Origin of the sequence: Leptospira borgpetersenii serovar Javanica (assembly GCF_003046425.1) — a bacterium.
In the GTDB taxonomy this organism is placed as follows: Bacteria; Spirochaetota; Leptospiria; order Leptospirales; family Leptospiraceae; genus Leptospira; species Leptospira borgpetersenii.
Genome location: NZ_QAJG01000003.1, coordinates 53919 through 72877 on the forward strand (window position 1 = coordinate 53919; position 18959 = coordinate 72877).

An 18959-nucleotide genomic window follows, 5' to 3' on the forward strand; every position below is an offset into this window, starting at 1 on the left:
TACATCAACCCCATGTATATGGGGAATAGTTCATAACTAACTAGAAAGAATTGGTCGAACGGTTTCAACACCACGTGTGAGAAAAAAGGCAAGGTTAGGACCTATCCCAAAGTCCTAACGCCTAAAACGTGGAAACAACTACATTTTGTTACAAAGATTGTAACCGATTCTTTTAAGGATCTAGGACAGGCTTTCTAAAGTCCTTTAAGCTCAAAAATCCGTAAGTCTTTTTTAAGCGGAACGGCCACCTTACGCCCGTTCCGCTTAAAAAATTAGGCCTCAAATTTCATGTGTTCTCGACGATCAGCAAACTACGAAGCATCCAGGCGGTTTTTTCATGAACCTCCAATCGTTGAGTAAGAAGATCCAGGGTCACTTCGTCCCCTCCTTCGTCTGCGGCAGGAAGAAGGGAACGTGCCGTTCTAATCACGGTCTCGTGTCCGCTTACCAAATGGCGAATCATATCTTCCGCGTGAGGAACTCCTCCTTCTTCATGAATCGAAGTCAATTTACCTAATTGGTGGGACGAACTCGGGGCGTAAAAACCCAACGAACGGATCCTTTCCGCGATTAGATCGATGGAAAGCCAAAGTTCGTTGTATTGAGTTTGAAACATCAGATGAAGAGTATTAAATTGCGGGCCGGTTACGTTCCAGTGATAACTATGCGTTTTAAAGTATAAAATGTAAGTATCGGCCAGAAGTTTTTGCAGTCCTGCATTGATGGTTTCTCTATTTTTTTCGGATATTCCGATATCTATGTCTTTCATATTTAGACCCCCCGTTTTATAATAGACTGAAAACATAAAAGAACAAGAAAAAACTTACAGCTTGTTCCAAAACCTCGCACCCATTTTGAAAAGGATTTATTCTGAGTCGTTTTCCGAAGAACTTATGCTATCAAAAAAACTCGAAGTCCATCCAAAATAAAATAGGCAAGCTAATTACAGAATAGTAATAGAATCAATACAGGAGTTACTGCATTTTTAATGGTAGTATAATCGGCGGGATTCTCACCGGATCCGAAAAAGGTTGGTATTTTGTTAACCTTAAAAAATGTGCGAAATTTTAATTCTTAAAAGAACGTTGGGCGCATGGTCGGACAGGTATTTTTTCGACAAACAAGAAAATTACTTTGAAGTCGTCCGACCACCAGGCTCTCAGCTTCGGTCCATTCGAATTTACCGATCATCGACCATCAATACTTAAGTGGAATGGGCCCCGCTTCGATCCTTTGCGCGGGGATTTTTCCGAAAAAATAGAAACCGAATTCGTAATTTCCAAATGGCGTCCATAAAAAATTAAAGGACAGCAAAAGTATTACAACCGCCTACTGATCTCTATAAAATTAAGTACCGTTAATTTTATCACAAAACACTGATTCCATGCAAAATATTAGGTACTTTATTATATAGTTATGAGTAATAACCAACAGACCTTCCGTAAATTAAAAGAATCAGGTAAACTATGTTCAATGAAAAAAAACAAAAATAGATGACCTAAAGAATTAAAAAGATTTTCCAAAAGGGATGACCTCGATCAGAGTATTACAGGAAACGGGAAATCAAAAATACTACGTTTCGATATCATTGGGAAAGACGGAACAATACATCGAAAACAGAATTTAGAACTCTTGAATGTTGTAAAACTGTGAAAAGACGATTTAAAAATCTATAAATTCTCCATAATCTGTGGGCACAACTATACTTAGAACTTGTCTCAAAACCTTAGGAATGTAAAAGCTACTACAATTTTAAACGACGGGAGAAAACCGCCAATGCGACGGTTTCTGTGGGAACTCCCACGTTTTTTAAAAACTTGCCAGATCGTTTAAAGATATTTTTCTTCAGACTCAAAATGCAAAAGAACAATGGATCACCGCTCAAATTTACTTCTTTTTAGAATTATACACACGAATCGCAGAGAAAATTTCTTCCAACTCCTCTTCTTTCATATAGGGGAACAAAGGATAGTTGAGAACCGAAGCGCAAATTTTTCCAGTCGTGTGTCTATCTCCGAATTTTTCTTTGATATAAGGTTTTGCTCCCGGTTGATCACTCATAGCGCCGGGATAAATATTGCCGAAACCGATCTCTTTTTCTTTTAGAACTTCTTGAATCACAGAACGTTCTTCCGGAGCGGCAAGAGTCACATTACAATATCCGTTCTCTTCGTAATCTTTAGGCGGATGAATTACTTGGACCCCAAGGTTCGGGAGTATTTCATAATATTTTTGTGCTATTTTTCTACGCGAAACAATTCTGGCTTCAAGATGTTTCAAGTTAATATTAAGAAAGGCGGCTTGTAAAGTATCCAATCTAGAATTCCAACCCACGTCTCCGTATGCGTAATGAGAAATCCTTCCATGATTGGCAAGCATTCTCACCTTGTTCGCGAGTTTTTCGTCGTTCGTAAAGACCGCACCTCCATCACCGGCGCCGCCTAAAACTTTAGCCGGATAAAAGGAAGTAGTTGCAATCAACGCGCCTTTGTAGATAGACGTCCCTTTGTATTTAACACCGTAACACTGAGCGCCGTCTTCCAATAAGGGAATTTCTTTCGATCTACAAAGCTTACGAAAATCCTCAAGACGGGCGGAACCCCAACCGTAAAGGTGAACGATTATCGCCGCCTTAGGTTTGACCTTTTCCAACGCTTTCTCAAACACGGTAAAGTCCATCTGAAGATCATTCGGATCGGTATCGACAGTGTAAGGATCGGCTCCTACGTTTACGACCGATTCAAATGTCGCCCAAAAGGTGGAATCAGGAAGTAAAACAGCGTCTCCTTTTCCGACTCCTAACGCACGAAGCGCCAATTGAAGAGCATCCGTTCCGTTCGCGCAAGCCACGGAATACTTAGTTTCCGCTTGAGACGCGAGATTTCTTTCTAAAAGAGAAACTTCTTCTCCACCGATAAAACTTGCATTCTTACTGAGAATTTTGACCTTTTCTTCCCATTCTTCCAACAACCCCGACTCAAACCTTTTGATATCGATAAATGGAACGCCCATTCGGCTCTCCTGAATTCTAAATTTGTATATAATAACATTCTAAAATATGTCACTCTTTTCGAGTCGACCCTCTACTTCGAAGAAGTCGTTCTTTTTTTGGATACCGTCTTTTTTTTCGGAGCCGTTTTTCCTGCCGAAGTTGTGATTAACTTTAAGTTCTCCTTAAAAGAAGGATTTACTTTCAGAAGAATCTTTTCGTCGAACACCATCGCGGCAACTTCCTCATAGCGACTGACCGGAAAAAAAGACATTCCTTTTTTTACATAGTCCGGAATTTCCTCCAGATGCTGGAGATTGTCTTTTGGATAAATGATTTTATAAATTCCGACTCTTTTTGCCGCTACGATCTTTTCACGTAAGCCCCCAATTGCAAGAACTTCCCCCGTAAGAGTGAGTTCCCCGGTCATCCCGTAGCCCGCCTTCACTTTTGTATTCAAGGCAAGGGAAAGGATCGCGGTCGCCATTGTGATTCCCGCAGAAGGACCGTCTTTCGGAGTCGCCCCATCCGGAACGTGCAAATGTATCATCCGATCTTTGAACAATTCGTCCTTACTTAAAAAATTCTTAATATAACTCAAAGCGATGTTCGAGGATTCCTCCATCGTTTTTCCGATCATCCCGGTAAGAAGAATTCCTCCCTTTCCTTTTACAAAAAGAGCTTCTATAAGAAGTGTCGCTCCTCCGACAGAAGTCCACGCAAGACCGAGCGCGGTACCAGGAACCGAGGTACGAATCATTCTTTCGTTTGTAAACTTTGGCACTCCTAAAAACGTTTCAAGATCTTTTTCTAGAATAACTTTCGGGAAGGGCTCCTTCTTTACGATTTTCATCGCAATCTTACGAACGAGCTTATCAGTAACCTTTTCCAAACCGCGAACTCCGGATTCTCTCGAATAAGAATCGATCAAAGAAACCACCGCTTTTTTATCGAACTCAATTCCGTAAGAAGTTACCCCGTTTTTCGCAAGAACCTTTTTCCAAAGGTATCTCTGAAAGATTTGCACTTTTTCGTCCGTAATATAACCCGAAAGATTAATAATTTCCATCCGATCCAAAAGAATCCTGGAGATGGAATCCAACGTATTGGCGGTCGCTATAAAAAACACATTCGAAATATCGAATGGAAGATCCAGATAATGATCCCTAAAATTCTTATTTTGTTCCGGATCCAAAACTTCCAAAAAAGCGGAAGCCGGATCCCCTTGAATGCCTGTTGCAAGTTTATCGATCTCGTCAAGCAAGATAACACAATCTTTTTCCTTTGTGATCCTAAGAGCGGAAATAATTTTACCGGGCATAGAACCGATGTAGGTTCTTCGATGACCCTTAATTTCGGCCTCGTCCCTCATTCCTCCGACGGAGAATCGAAAAAATTTTCTTCCCATAGCTTCGGCAATGGACCTCGCAATCGAAGTTTTCCCTACACCCGGAGGGCCGACTAATAAAAGAATCGTTCCTTTTTCATCGCTTTTCAATTTTTTGACAGCGAGGAACTCCAAGATCCTATCCTTCACGTCCTCAAGTTTATAATGATCTCTGTCCAAGGTTTTTTTAGCCTTGTCCAAATCGATTTCTCTTGCAGGTGCAGGCTCCCAAGGAAGGGATTCTAGAATATCCAAGTAATTTCGGATAACGTTATAATCTCCGGTATTCGGATCCGCATAAGAGAACTTATCCAATTCTCTGCTTACCTCCTCGATGACCTCGGTATCCGCACCGATGGATTTCAGTCGTTCCAGAAATTTTTCGTATTTTTTTTCGAACTTATCATCCTTGATACCGAGTTCGTTCTGTATCGCCTTGAGTTGTTCTCGTAAAAAGAATTGTCTTTGTTGTTTGTCGATTTTGTCTTGGATTTGATCGGAAATTTCCCTTTGAATGGATACGAGTTCGATCTCTTTCTTTAAAAAGAGAAGAACCTTTTCGATTCTCTCCTTAAGAATATTAGATTCGATGACGGATTGATATTCTTCTTTTTCCAGGTTAAGAATAGAACAGACAAAGTCCGCCATCTTCCCAGGCTCATTTACGTTCAACATGGTAAGTTTCATTTCTTCCGTAAATAGCGGATTGTTTTGTGCAAGTTCTCTCGTCATGACAAGTAAGGTTCTCATCATTGCTTTGATCGTGTTTTTCGGCGCTCCAGGTTCCTCCTCCGGATAGGAGACCTTGGCAATCAACGGATCTTTACTGTTATAGGAATCGATTTTAAAACGACAAATCGTATTGATGAGAATATTGACCGCATCATCAGGTAAATGTACTTTTTTTAAAATTTTAGCGACGACGCCGAACTGATAGATGTTTTCGGAAGTTTCCTTTTCGTTTTCCTCGTCCTTCAAAAGAACGAGCCCCAAAAAAGAATTTCCCTTGAGAGATTGCTCCACGGCCTTTGCGAACTTACCGTTAGGAACAATTAAAGGTGTGATGATACCCGGGAATACCGGTCGAGATTTAATCGGAACTAAAAAAAGTTCCGACGGTAAAATCAAGTCCAATGGAACAATTGAATTCTCTTCAATACCCGATAAATCCTCTAAAGGCTCCAAAAGACCTCCTTAAATCTGAAAACATTCCGGAGAACCGGATTTTGTCCAGGTTCTTATACCGGAAGAGATTCTCAAATCAAATCCGATCCATTTTGTGCCTAAAAAATCTCGAAAGCCCGAAGAACTTCCCTTCGAATCGATCTTTCAACAAGTATTGGAAACAAAATTTTTCTTCAAGTACGCGTCTTTTCATCCCTCTCATTTTTTAAATGGATCGAAAAATATTATTTGTATTTTTGAATGATGACTCTGAATATCAAATTCATTAAAACTGCCATCGATTTCTTCTCGTATACAAAAAAATAGCTCATTTTCTATCATCGTTTAGCTTATAACTTGATAAGACTTATTTTATTAAACCAATTATAGTTTTTATAGCGAAGGAAAAACGACCTTTTTTATGAATCAAACTTTTGGTTTACTTTGGATGTTCGCGTCAATTTTGTTTTTTGCATCTTGTTCCCAAGCCGAAAGGATCAGTATCGATGCTTCTTCAACAACAGGGCTTCTTTTCCAAGGAGGAATCGCCTTGGGACCGAATAACCAGAGTCAGGGTAATCTCGAAAGTTCCGAACCGAAAGAAATTAGTTCCTTTCATTTTCAAGCCTCCAATCATTTTTTTACGACCGACTTTGTCGGGGAAATTTCCGGGACTTTAATTACGGTCCAAGTTCCGTTCGGAGCAATTCATCGTCTAAAGGCGACTTTTATAAGTACCGGAGCGAATGTCGAAGTGAATGGCCTTCCCCAAATAAGCAGTCAAACTGTGAACGATTTTTCGTCTCCGGTGATATATAGAGTGATTGCAACCGACAAAAGCATTAAAGATTATACTGTTCAGGTTATTCCTGTATTTCGTCTAACGGATGCGGGGCAAACTAATTGTTATTTTACCTTCTGTAATGATGATCCCGGCCAGGACGCGGACTATTCAACCGGAGTTCCCAGAGCCTTTCAGTCTAACGTCGTTTTGTCTGATTATACCGCTCAACCGGTAACGATCGATGGACAAACGGGGCTTACCTGGAAATACTGCGCCGTCGGTCAAAATAACGCCGTTTGTTCGGCGCATAACTATAGTTACACACAATCGGATGCGATAACCTATTGTAATAATCTGAATCAGATAAACGCAGGACTTGGATATGCCGGAATTCGCGATTGGAGACTGCCGGAAATCGAAGAACTGATGACTCTCAGCACACATAAAACCCCAAGTACGGCGTACATTGATCTTACGGAGTTTCCGCTTGGGGACGGAGAATTCTGGTCGAACACAACCAATATGTCATATACTACCGAAGCCTGGGGATTTGATTTCACTTACGGATCGAACAACTCCGCAAATAAGTCGTCGAGAAATATGTTTGTTCGTTGTGTATCCGGTGGTACGATACCTATCCGCAATTTTTCCGATTTCAATAATGGAACCGTAAAAGATAATCTTACGGGCTTGGTTTGGCAAAAATGTTCCGCAGGACAAATCTGGTCGCCCACATCCCCCTTATGTAATGCAGGAAATATAACCTCCCATAATTTCGTTTCGGCTTTAACTACATGCAAAAACTTGAATTTATCCGGTCGCACCTGGAGGCTTCCCAATGTGCACGAGCTGAGAAGTTTATTGGATTTTTCTTCGACAACGAGCACAAAAATCAATTCGACCTTTTTTCCGAATACTCCCGCAGTATCACAATACGCTACGAGCAATTCCATCCCGGCTTCACAGATTTTTAGAGTGAATTTTACGGATGCGGTGATTAACACCGCCAACTTAAGTGCTTCCAACTACGTACGTTGCGTCAGTGATGGTCTCTGATTCCATTTTACTCCAAACAAATTGTAGGCCGAATTTGTATTTGATCCCCTTGAATTTATTCTTAGAGTCTGTCTCAAAACTTTAAAAGAAATCAGTATAGTCTTTCGGCAAGTCGGTAATAAAATAGCAAAAGTCCTACAGATTACGTCCCTCACCCTTTGGAGTTTTACGAACCCTACATCTTGAAGTCTTTTTGCGTTTTTATAGAAAGAAATTTTCCTGCACTTTTGTTTTGACGGTTTTCCTCAAACCAATTCCAGCTTCCGTTTTTATACGTTATATTCCTTTTTACAGCAAATCGCACAACCAGAATCGTTTCAAGAGGAGGATCGATTCAGGCAAAATGACCTATTGCCGATGCACACGATAAGGTTTGGTTCGGGGAATTGGAAATCTGGGGAAAATCAACCCGACGGATCTGGAAAGAAAACATCCAAGTTATGATCGAAGTCCTTGGACATGTTTCAATACATCCATCAAGGAAAACATAGATCTAAGGAACCTGATTCAGAAATGGAGATTGTCCCCCATAAGTTTAAAATTTATAGATCGAAGGATAAATCTATTCCGTTTTTTTAGGACATTCAATTCATCTAATTCCGATATACATAATATTATGTTAAACAATTTCTCTCTTTCTGAACAAGATCGTTCCCAATCCTTTCAAAATATTCGGTCCTCTTTCTTTGGTTCCGAAATTCGTTTTCACGACGATCTGTTTCGCGAGATACTAGATTTTGAAGGTTCCTTCGATTTTTCTCTTACAAACCGAATCGTTTTTGTGAACAAAAATACAAAACCAGATCATATCTTTAAAAATAACTCTAAGCTGACATAATATGTAAAATTACTATATAAATTTTTAGCCTTTTCCCCACATGCGTGGGGTTGAACCGTTGGGGATTTCTTTTTCATCACCGAAGCGTTCCTTTTCCCCACATGCGTGGGGTTGAACCGAGTAGAATCAAAAACCATCCTTTCATCGTTTACTTTTCCCCACATGCATAACCTTACCCACAAGTTGAAGAGGACTTTAGAATCAGAAGGATCCAAACGCACATTTTTGAAGTGTTCCGACAAGAATGAGGTTTTTTACTTGCAAAAAGTATGATTTTCCGATAGTGCGAAGTCCTCCAAGCCTTTCCTCCTCCCAAAATTAGGGAAAACTCATGCAACGCTCTCTATAAATCACTTGCAGGTGTAAGTTTTACGGTGGATTTGTCGGAATTCCGACAGATTTATATTAGAGTTGTTGAAAAATTAATTCTCTGTCCGTTTCTGCTTCGTTGAAATGGATGTTTGAAGCGGTTTTGTTAATCCGAATCATGGAATTTTTCAACAACTCTATTGAGATCCAAATACTTGTGGGTAAGGTTATGCAAAATCGGCGTGGGGTTGAACCGAAGTTACAGAGAATAAAACCATTTTCGTTCAATTGAGAATTTTTACAACGTAGAATCAATGAATGCAACTTTAAGTTTTTAATATTCCTGTTTTGGAAAAATTTCATTTTTTCAAAGGTGAATGATAAACTAAGAAATTACGATCGGAGTATAAAGAATATAACTTAAAGGTCCGTTGTTTCATCTCAAAACGAAGTTTCAAAACGGAATAAACTTTTCAACAGTCAAAAAGTTCGAAAAAGAGAACAGGTGCACCGAAGATAATGATGATTTACTAATTTATAGCGCATCGAAAATAATGAAATTGATATGCGAAATCTTATTGTCGTTTTAATTTTTACCGTATTTACTTCTTACGGTTTATTTGCGGAAACCTTCGATTTAAAAGGCGAATGTAAACCCAAAGAATGGATCTGTATTTTTACCCGCGGCGAAGAGAACAAAGTAGAATTTTACGTTCAAAACCGAACACCTTCGGGAGAATATCCTTTTATCATCCATTTTAATTTCACGACTTTGAATAACTTCGAGTCCGACGTTCTTCTACCATATCGTTTTATTTCCAAAGGCAGTTCGGAACCGAAAAAAATTCTCACAATCAGTCCGATCGACGTTCACAAAGAACGCTCTTACAACTCAAACGTCTATGTAAGAGCGGGGGATGACGGTTCCAAAGCGAGAAACCTTCCGTATCGTTTACCTTTTGAATCCTCTGCTAGGGTCGGGCAAGGATACAACGGGAAGTTCACACATACGGGAATATTCACTTATGCGCTTGATTTTACACTTTCAGAAGGAAGCCCCGTTCTCGCCGCAAGAGAAGGACTTGTGATCGCAATACAAGACAAATATCAATCTGGAGGAACGACCCCCTTCTACAAAGACAAAGCAAACTTCATCCAGATTCTACATAAAGATGGAAGCATAGCGGAATACGCTCATTTAAAACACAAAGGAGTTTCAGTTCAAATCGGACAAATCGTCCAAACGGGAGAAAGAATCGGCTTTTCCGGAAATACAGGCTTTAGTAGCGCTCCACATTTACATTTTCACGTTTTAAGACACAAGAAAGATCTTCAAACCTTAGAATCGGTTTCCATTTCTTTCGAAACCGACGAAGGAGTGTTAGACGAACTTAAAGAAGGTGTGGTTTATTGGAATCCTTCGAACGCCTTGCCCGCAGGCAAAATTTTCTTTGAAGAAGATTTTAAAATTTGCTCTGAATTTATTCAAAAAAAACTTTCCGAATGCGAAGAAAAATTCAATCCACAAAAACGACCGATTCTCGCACTCGAAGTGAGAAAGCCGGGAAAATATGATCTGAAAGTCGAAGTATGCAATCCGGATTCGATCTGCAAAAGAATCGATTGGATTCTTCAACCCGAGTGGAAATCTTCCGTTTCCTACTTCGATTGGAGTTTGTTTCCCGGACAACCCGGCAAATATAAAATTCAAGTCATCAACGACATCGAAATCATCAAAACCTGGGTCGTTGAACGTTAGTCAACGTGAATTCGTGAAGTCAGCCTTTACAAACAAAGACCGGGTCCCAGTCAATAAATTGCAAAAAAACGTAATGAGATGTTTCGTATTGAGACAAAATGACGCCCCCGCCGGGCTTGAAAAACGAGGATTAGATGCGAGCATTAATCACAAGACAAGAAAACCAACAGAAGGATCTAAGAGCGTTCTCCTTCAGTCGTCTGTTTTCTGAACTGACGAACTTCGCTTCGCTCGTTCTAGACAGAGTACAGAAACGGGGAGATAATATATCACGAATTTAGAATGCAGTTTGCGGAAACAAAAAAGAGAACTGCATTAGCAAAACGAACTGCTTTTCGAAGAAAAGCCTTCTATCCTCTGAACGTAGGAGTTCCTACATCCGAGGGTTTGGGACAAGTTTTTAGTTACAATTTATCAGAGAACGCGATCTATCGAGCGACCATAGAAGCGAGATGCTGAGTTTCTTCGAGCGACCTGCAGAGCGACCCGTAGGAAGCGATGCATTGAGTTTTTCAGAGCGCTTGATTTTAATTCTCCTACGCTTCAATCGTTTTCGCATTGGTTATGCCGAACTCACGTTAGTTAGGATACATTAATCTGCGGTTAAAAAATTCCATGAACCGGCAAACTATGAGAAACACAATCTTGAACATCTCTATATTACCGACTACAATTGTGTTATATTAAAAAAATAGAATAGGAACCTTCAAAATCAACGACTATCCCGACTCAAATCGATCCATATTTAAGGGTAACTTTGAAAAATCGAAGGTATGATTGAAATTCTGAAACAATCTCGCAAAGATAACATTCGAAATAAATGTAAAAAGGATTCTTAAATCCGACTTGCTTTTCAATGCCGAGTCGATTCTATTCTCCGAAATAACAATTCGTGGAGAATGGAATGCATCCGGCAATCATCGCATTATTAGGTTTTGTATCTTGGACACTCGTGCTCGGACTTTGGTTAGTGAGCATACGATCATTCAAAGTATTGATGGGAACAAACAAATCGGATGAATTTCCCGCAGGAATCAAACATGGAAGCGAATTCTATTGGAGGCTCAACCGAGCTCATCTCAATTGTATAGAAAATCTACCTCTTTTCGGAGTCTTAGTTTTAGTTGGCGCTTTCACCGGAGTTTTAGACGAAACATTCGGACTTGTATCGCAGATCGTTTTAGGTGCGAGAATTTTTCAGACTCTCGCTCATCTCAGTTCAGGCTCAGTGTTTGCAATCAATACCCAGTTCACCGGTTTTATCGTACAATACGGAAGTTTTACATACCTTCTTTGGCACATTCTTCACAACACTGGAATCGCTTGATCGGCTTAAACTCCCATATGAATGAGTTTCCAAAATTTTATGTCTAATAAACAAGAAAGAGCGCCTCAAAATTCGTGTTTACCCAATTGTGCAAGGATCAAGTTGTATTAAACCGACACGAAAAAAATCGGATTTTAAACTCTGTTTCTTTTTTTGGAACCGGCAATCATATTTAACGTGAATTCGATATAAAAAAGTTTGGGCGAATCTGGCCTTTGCAAGGAACAAAATTCCGGTTATCAAACCTCAAAGAGGCAAGATTTTCTAAAAAGAAAATTTACTTGACCAAACATATTTTTTAAGAAGGATTCTTTTTACTCAAAGCTTTGTCCGTCTGATTCTTAATCTTATGTTTTCTAAATTTGACTTTCTTCGTAAAAATCTCTACAGTATGGCGGAACTATGCCTCGAGCAAGTGCTCCTTTTAGACGACGCTTTAGAAAAAGACGACAGCGAACTTGCAAAAAAGCTAATTGATCGAGACGATTTAATCGACAATCTTGAAAAACAAAACGACAATCTTTCTCAGAATGCAATTTTGGAAGCTGTAGCCAACCGTAATTCTATGGGAATGGATCAGGTGGATGGAGAAGTCGTTTTAAAACGTGACCCTCTTCGATTCGCGCTCTCGGCGATTCGGATCACTAGAAATTTGGAAAGAATGGGAGATCAAATCGTAAACTGTGCCAAATGTTTTCGAAGAGGTCTAATCCCAAAACGATTTTTCTGCGAGGAAGAAATTCTCAACAGACTTTTATCCAGAGTCATTACGATCGTCGGAATGGCCGTTGAATCCTTAGTCGAAGAAAAAAATCGATTCTATGGAAGCGTTCACACTGTGGAAGAAGAGATCAATAACCTCTGTCAATCCGCCTTTTTAAAGTTCGTTATGGATCCAAGATTAGATAAAAATCAATTTGCTGACGTATACAGACTTATCCTTTGTTTGGAAAGAACCGGAGACTATGCAGTCAATATGGCGGAAGAATTGGTTCGTTTAAACACGGGAATGGATATCAGACACGTTTCCGATCCGGTTCAGGCAATTGCAGAGACCATAAATTGACCGTTCTTCTTACCGACAATCGTTTTGAATATTCTATAAGACCCCGTCGAGCGCCAATAGAAGCGAGACGTTGAGTTGCCCGAGCGCCAATAGAAGCGAAACACTTTAGTTACTTTCTGATAAAGCAGAAAACTAAAGTGCGCTCACTCCTATGTATCTTGTATCAAGCCCTTCCGCAGGTTTTGGGACCCGTTGTAAATATAATTCACTGTTTTTTAATATATAAACTGATATGAAAATTTCAGTAAAATCCGTTATAGTGTCCGGACTATTCTTATCAAAACACGTTTGGTTCAAGTATGAAAAAACATTTCATTCATTCGGAGAATGGCTCTGAAATCTTTTGGCAAATCGAAATCTCCGGTCTTTCTTTGATTCTTTCTTTCGGAAAAATCGGCAACACAATCGGAAAACGTTCGATTCGTAATTTCAAAACGGGAGAAGAATGTTTTAAAGAATTTCAAAAACTCATCGATCAAAAATCCATACTTGGATTCAAAGAATCCGATCGTGTTCCTTCTTTCAAAGCCCTAAGCGGTAACGCCGATTATCTCACAACCTGGAACGCAGTCCTGGAAGCGCCCGATCGAAAAAAGGCGCTTCGTTCTCATTTCGAAATTCTTACCGAAACCGAAGAATGCGCCGCAGTCCTGGATCAAATCGTTTCCAAAATCGAAGAGATTTACATCGAAAACGACCAATTCGTTTTTACGCTTCCTTGGCACTATGACGAGGAAACCAAGGTGCATATTCGCTGGAACGCTCCTTACATCGGTAGAATCCATTCTTCCGTTCCGCACTCGATGGCGAAGTTCGTTACAAACTTCAACGGGGTTTCTTTCCATCACGACAACGACGACTTGGCCATCACATGGGTGTTAGGCGTTGAGCCCAAAGATAAGGAAAAGTCCGCTCTTGTCGTGGGAGACGGAGGTTGGGAAAAAGAAATTCTGGAAAAAGGAGACGATTGGTGGATCGTTCCCGCTCCTCTCGAAATTTTGGAACAGTGTTTCGGCGACATTCAGTGTTTCGGCGGAGCCTTTGATAATGGCCAACAGATCTGGTATGTATTTCATCCATTCATAAAAAACAAATTCGGAGAACTTGCCGTCACGACGATCGATCACGAATCCTGTGAACTGGAACCGACGCTCGTCGGTTTCGGGATAGGAGGTTTTATTCTCCGCGAAATCGCCAATTGGATTTTAGGCGCCCGCAAATACGACTCCGGACAAGAGTTGACGCTTTCCGGCTCCCCGGTTGTTACGCAAGCGTTTCAGGAATTTTTGGCTCATAAAGCCGTTGCAATTTCGAAGAATCATCCCGAGATCGCCAAACGTCTGTTAGAGTTCGATTGGCATTCGTTGTCCTCGTCAATCCACGGAACAATTTCAAATTGGGTCGGTTCCTTGGCGAAAAAAGAATGGGACGATGAAAAAATTCTCGTGATCGATTCCTATTGGGACGACGCGGGAGAAGTGATTTTTCTCGGGTTGGATTGGCATTCCGGAGTCGACTACGAGGACGCGATTTCGGAAGGCGCCAACGAAATCGAATACATTCTCGATTTTACTTCGTTTTACAAGTCTGTGTTGGGAAAAAATCGGAACGAAGAGTTAGACGGTAGCGAAGTTGTGAAAATCTTAGAAGACGACTACTCAATCACTCGGGACATTCTCGCTTATCTTTCGATTCAAAACTTAGTCTCGGTTGCAAACGGAGAGGACTTTCAAAAACTTCCTTTGGACGAAAAAGGAATTTATATCGCGTATTCTCATTATCACGACGAGGAAGCCGAAGTCGCTTATCATCCCGCCGAAGGAATCAAAAAAGAATTTTTTAAAAGTTTATTCTCTACGGAAGGTAAGAATAAAAAGGAAAGAGAGGTTCCCGAAGAAGAACAGGAACTGATCGACGATATCGTCGGCGACGTCATGGAGAATTATCCTTGGATCTGGAAAGATACGATAGAAAAAAGTATGAATCGTCTTGCGGAGAATTTTCAAGAAAACAAAGAACGTTATCAAAGAGAATTCAACAAAATCCTGGAATACAAAGAGAAAGTAGACGAGGAAGAAAAAACGGCCTTGAGTGATCTTGGAATGCAAATGAGTTCCGCAGCTCTCAATCGATTCTTAAGGGAAAATAAACCTGATGCCGCCAAATGGGTGCTTCAGTGTTATAGCAATATCTACCGCTCTTTGGAAATTAATGGGAATTCCACCCTCACAGGAAATGAAACGGGGAATTCGTATAACACAGCCGAATACTTTGCGGGCGACATCATCGTATTCATCACCAAATACGGCGACGGCAAATATCTTTCTTTGCTCGAAGATCTTTTACCTTCGGACATTCAGGATGCAAGACTCGCGTTCAATCTTGCCTGTTTGAATTCTTTGGAAAAAAACAAGGAGAACGTTCTGCGTTATACGAAATTGGCACTGAGTTTGGGGAAACCGAAAAAGGATTTTGAAGACAGCGACTTCGACAATTTTAAAGATGATCCCGAATTTCACTCTTTGGTTGTGTTACATTAAAATTTAGAAGTTTTTGAGGCGAGTTTTTGTTTTATAGATAAAACTGATAAAGAGAATCCCGTCCAGCCCCAGTTTTTTCTTACATAGAATTCATATAATTGATGTATAAACCATTGGAGTTGTTGAAAATTAATTCTTTATCTGTTTTTATTTTCCGGAAACGATCGATTGAAGCAGTTTTGTGAATCGTCATTATGAGATTTTTCAACAATTCTATCGGATTGTGCACTTTATTATGTAGTTCCGAGTATATCCTGTCGGACAAATCCGCATAACCCTGATACTATTATTCTTTCGGATTCACGACGATTGGAAGATTATCCTTACCCTGTGGCACAAAGATCAGCTTGGAATTCGGACTTTCGAACGATTTGTATTGAAGATATCTCGTGGTTAACTTATCGTTGATAATCACTTGCGACTTCGCTTGCGCCTCAGCTCGAATCAACTGCGCTTCCGCATCGGCTCGCGCCCTTTTTTTAGCGATCTCAATATTCTTTTCGGCGATTTCCAGTTCGTATTTTTGCTGCTCAAGTTCCTGTTGTTTGGTCAACTTAGTTTCGATTGCATGTAGCATATTGGAAGAATATTCTATATCGTCCAAGATCACGTCGAATACTTCGATATGTTTTCCTTTCGTTCTTTCGATCACTGCGGTTTTTATATCTCTGGCTAGAACGGCGCTGTTTTTAGAAATCTGAATCATCTGATGATGAGAAACCACATTTCGGATCGAAGCCCTAAACTCCGGTTGTACAATACTTCTGTAATATTCAGGACCGACCTCTATATGAAGTTGATATACTTCCTCCCGAATCGGTCTCATGATGATAATCGCTTGTACGTCTATCTTCAAATCATCATTGGTCAGAACGTCGACTTTTTCCTTATAAGCGTTCCATTGCGTAGAATAAGTATAAATATCGTTCCAAGGAAGCAACCAATAGAATCCGTTCAACACGGGCTCTTTATGCAATCCTACGTCCGAAAATCCGAAAGGTTTCCAAAAAAGTCCGATTTCTCCGGCTCGAACCGTCGAACCGCAATATAAAGTCGGTAACAATGTTAAAACAAACCAAAATCTCTTTCCATTCATAGTCTTTGTCTTCCTTAGCCGTTCGGACTGAGCACGAATTTGTCGTATCGTTTTAAGTCTACAGTTTTCACCGACGAATACCAAAAATCGTATTTTACCAGATCAAAAATCCGATTTTTTTATTTTAGAGTTTTTCTCATACCATATCATTAAAAATCCTTTTAAAAGTTCTCCATTTTGTTTTAAAATTATACCGAAAAGTTTAAAACCTCGTATTATAAAACTCTAAACGATTCCCGGTAAAATTCGCATCGGGGTTCCTTTTTAGATTTCGGATAATATCAGAAACTATCTCAAAAACATTTTATCTTTATTGAAAATACTAATCCCGATCCTTCTAGGACGTTTTTAGATGATTTCCACTAATTTTCTCCTTCGAACTCAATCGTAAAACGTTTGATCCGTTTCGGATCCACGTATTTCACACTCGCATAAAAATCTCTCTTGTGTCCCGACGGAAAACCTTGTACCGCGAACTGACAAGTTTCCAGCAGAATATCATCTTTATCATAAAAGTTCATCGTAAAAAAAGCTTCGGCATGATCTTTTCCGGATAGATTTTCGATCTGTCCATTGATTTCAAGATAGGTGAATTGATCCTGCAATCCTACGTTGTAATATTTGTATTTTCCGTCAATGGTCGGTTCTCCGTTGGATCTGCCCCAAATCAAAACGGGAATCGAAAAAAAGAAAAAGAATACATAAGGCGCTACTTCGATTATGATTCTTGTTGAATCTTGAAGAAGCTCTTTGCCGAGAAAAACGGCGATACGAAATTGAACGCTCATAGAATACTCGGTTAGAAAGCATATCACTCAATTCAAAAAACGGAAACAATTTTCCTATATTTTTAAAACTTACGGGCACACGCAAAACTTGCCAGGCATCGTAGCCGTCTCTATGCAAAACGAAAATCGGGATAAACTCTGATCTTCAGATCCAAGGACTTGTAGATAAGGTTATGTTGTAAATCGATCGACAAAAAGAATGCCCGAACGGGAATCGTACATAACAAACACAATGAAAATCGAAGTTAGGCGACACTTGCCATTATTATAAAATTTAAATTAGGCTTTCGCAGGAATTCGTTTTTGTTAAGTTCCATTTTCCAGAATTATATTACGGATTCAACCGTTCTCCGGAACCTCGTCGAGATAACTTTTTAATTCTTCTTTAAGTCCGGGCGGTAATTGAAGCCCGGAACTTTCGATTCTTTCGTTGTATTTGCTGAACGAAAATCTATGTCTGGATGTCCTTAGATAATCTTCCAATGCCTCGGAGCCCCAGTCGAGTATATCCCGAATGAATTCCTCGTTCTCTTCGAGTTTCTCGCAGTAAGGAATGAACAAAGGACGATTGACCGGTCTTCCGATCGTTCTATAAAACATCAGTCGTTTGAGAAGATCGCTGTCTTTTAGATTCTCCTTTTGCTCTATCGCCTTTTCTACCATTCTCAGATTGATACAATCCAAGAACTCGACTTTTAAATTCTCGTCGTTTAGACGCTTGCGCAGAGAAGTTTTGATTTCTTCGGTTTCGTATAGAAAATTAGGGCAATATTCGGGGCATTCGACTTCCTTATGAAGATCGCAAAAATGAAGAAGAATACAATCTATATCGGACGCGGTTTCCACGATTCCGAAATTGATCGAACCCAAAATTTCGACTCCGGTATGAAAACCTTTTTCCCCCAGATCTTTCAGAACAATTCGGAAAGCCTGCATTCTTTTCAGAGCTTCCTTCGTATCGTAATTTCGATATTTATTCTTTAAAGCGATGTATTTCTCTATGAGTTTCGTCATCCGGTAATGTTCCTGAGATACAGGTTCATTCCTCTAAGTACGATTTCTGGAATTTCATGTCCACCCTGAAAAGCGATCATCTCCCCTTTCCATTTGGCTTCGATCAACAGCCGCTCCAATTTTTTTGCGGCGGGATATCCGAGAACTGGATCCATTCTTCCATGGCTCTGAAAGAATTTGTATTCCTTCTTTTTTTCGGCGAGTCTTTTCCAATCCGTTTCACTAATGAGAGTTCCCGATAAAATCACAAGTCCCGCAGGAGCGACTTCGGAATGAAGAGTGATATCGGTCGCAAGCATCGCACCTTGACTAAAACCTCCTAAGATGATCTTATTCATAGGAATTCCGAGACTTTGGATCATATCCATTGCTTTCTCTCGAGCGCTTTCTAATCCCGCCGGATAACGATCGGAAAAATCACGATACCCCCCTGTCATCATCGCTTTTTGCAAAGCCTCCATATCAATCGGAAACCAAGCCCTTCCATTATAACCAGGCATTACAGGAACCTCCAAAACTCCATTTGGAAACAACCAATTTGTTCCGTCCGGAAGATCCAAATACGCGCTGAGAGGAGAAAGATCGTATGCGTTTGCCCCGTAACCGTGAAAAAGAACTACCGTATATGCTTCGGGATTTCCAGGTAAATGGACGGCTTCGATCGGACCGATCATTTCTAAAGGACGATTATAAGAAGATTGCATGTTTCAATTCTCCAAAAACGAAATAAAAGAATATTCATTGAAACGAATCTATATTCCCGATTCTAAAAGGCAAAGGAAATTCGAAAGAAAGTTTTTACTTGGCAATTCTATTTCTCTTACGGAAATGGAAAGCCAATT

14 protein-coding genes are annotated in these 18959 nt (G+C 40.1%); 7 read left to right on the plus strand and 7 right to left on the minus strand.

Annotation, left to right across the window (positions count from 1 at the left end):
* Positions 1 to 286: 286 nt before the first annotated feature.
* The 3 genes from CLV95_RS03060 to lon form a co-directional block, all read right to left on the minus strand.
* On the minus strand, positions 287 to 769 hold the full coding sequence (locus tag CLV95_RS03060; protein ID WP_002724705.1) for a Dps family protein: 483 nt from the start codon (positions 767 to 769) through the stop codon (positions 287 to 289).
* 1118 nt (positions 770 to 1887) lie between these two features.
* Positions 1888 to 3012: a DegT/DnrJ/EryC1/StrS aminotransferase family protein gene (locus tag CLV95_RS03065; protein ID WP_002724694.1), complete on the minus strand. Its 1125-nt coding sequence runs from the start codon at positions 3010 to 3012 to the stop codon at positions 1888 to 1890.
* Positions 3013 to 3083: 71 nt separating this feature from the next.
* Positions 3084 to 5561 (minus strand): endopeptidase La, encoded by a 2478-nt coding sequence (lon, locus tag CLV95_RS03070; RefSeq protein WP_002724703.1) that lies wholly within the window; start codon positions 5559 to 5561, stop codon positions 3084 to 3086.
* A gap of 400 nt (positions 5562 to 5961) precedes the next feature.
* Between lon and CLV95_RS03075 the strand changes: the two genes are divergently transcribed.
* The 7 genes from CLV95_RS03075 to CLV95_RS03105 all read left to right on the plus strand — a co-directional run bounded on the left by CLV95_RS03075 (position 5962) and on the right by CLV95_RS03105 (position 15219).
* Positions 5962 to 7380 (plus strand): Lcl C-terminal domain-containing protein, encoded by a 1419-nt coding sequence (locus CLV95_RS03075; protein WP_002735590.1) that lies wholly within the window; start codon positions 5962 to 5964, stop codon positions 7378 to 7380.
* A gap of 386 nt (positions 7381 to 7766) precedes the next feature.
* On the plus strand, positions 7767 to 7871 hold the full coding sequence (locus CLV95_RS20010; protein ID WP_230456572.1) for a hypothetical protein: 105 nt from the start codon (positions 7767 to 7769) through the stop codon (positions 7869 to 7871).
* A gap of 1221 nt (positions 7872 to 9092) precedes the next feature.
* A complete protein-coding gene (locus CLV95_RS03085; RefSeq protein WP_002735538.1) occupies positions 9093 to 10286 on the plus strand; it encodes a M23 family metallopeptidase in 1194 nt (397 codons plus the stop codon).
* A 282-nt stretch (positions 10287 to 10568) separates the two neighbouring features.
* The gene (locus CLV95_RS18720; protein ID WP_002735518.1) at positions 10569 to 10745 is read left to right on the plus strand and encodes a hypothetical protein; all 177 of its coding nucleotides are present in this window, start codon (positions 10569 to 10571) and stop codon (positions 10743 to 10745) included.
* Positions 10746 to 11238: 493 nt separating this feature from the next.
* Positions 11239 to 11613 carry an MAPEG family protein gene (locus CLV95_RS03095; RefSeq protein WP_308442737.1) on the plus strand — a complete coding sequence of 125 codons (375 nt, stop codon included), beginning with the start codon at positions 11239 to 11241 and terminating at the stop codon, positions 11611 to 11613.
* A gap of 349 nt (positions 11614 to 11962) precedes the next feature.
* On the plus strand, positions 11963 to 12679 hold the full coding sequence (locus tag CLV95_RS03100) for a phosphate signaling complex PhoU family protein (RefSeq protein WP_002735526.1): 717 nt from the start codon (positions 11963 to 11965) through the stop codon (positions 12677 to 12679).
* Positions 12680 to 12978: 299 nt separating this feature from the next.
* On the plus strand, positions 12979 to 15219 hold the full coding sequence (locus CLV95_RS03105; protein WP_002735638.1) for a WGR domain-containing protein: 2241 nt from the start codon (positions 12979 to 12981) through the stop codon (positions 15217 to 15219).
* 286 nt (positions 15220 to 15505) lie between these two features.
* Here the strand turns inward: CLV95_RS03105 and CLV95_RS03110 are convergent, their stop codons facing one another.
* From CLV95_RS03110 to CLV95_RS03125, 4 genes are all read right to left on the minus strand, one after another.
* Positions 15506 to 16315, minus strand: a complete 810-nt coding sequence (locus tag CLV95_RS03110) for a prohibitin family protein (protein ID WP_002735614.1) — start codon at positions 16313 to 16315, stop codon at positions 15506 to 15508.
* A 362-nt stretch (positions 16316 to 16677) separates the two neighbouring features.
* Positions 16678 to 17103 (minus strand): FxLYD domain-containing protein, encoded by a 426-nt coding sequence (locus tag CLV95_RS03115; protein ID WP_002726639.1) that lies wholly within the window; start codon positions 17101 to 17103, stop codon positions 16678 to 16680.
* 339 nt (positions 17104 to 17442) lie between these two features.
* Positions 17443 to 18117 carry a hypothetical protein gene (locus CLV95_RS03120; protein ID WP_002726659.1) on the minus strand — a complete coding sequence of 225 codons (675 nt, stop codon included), beginning with the start codon at positions 18115 to 18117 and terminating at the stop codon, positions 17443 to 17445.
* Positions 18114 to 18821 carry an alpha/beta hydrolase gene (locus CLV95_RS03125; RefSeq protein ID WP_002726593.1) on the minus strand — a complete coding sequence of 236 codons (708 nt, stop codon included), beginning with the start codon at positions 18819 to 18821 and terminating at the stop codon, positions 18114 to 18116. The genes CLV95_RS03120 and CLV95_RS03125 overlap by 4 nt, the downstream gene beginning before the upstream one ends.
* Positions 18822 to 18959: the final 138 nt, after the last annotated feature.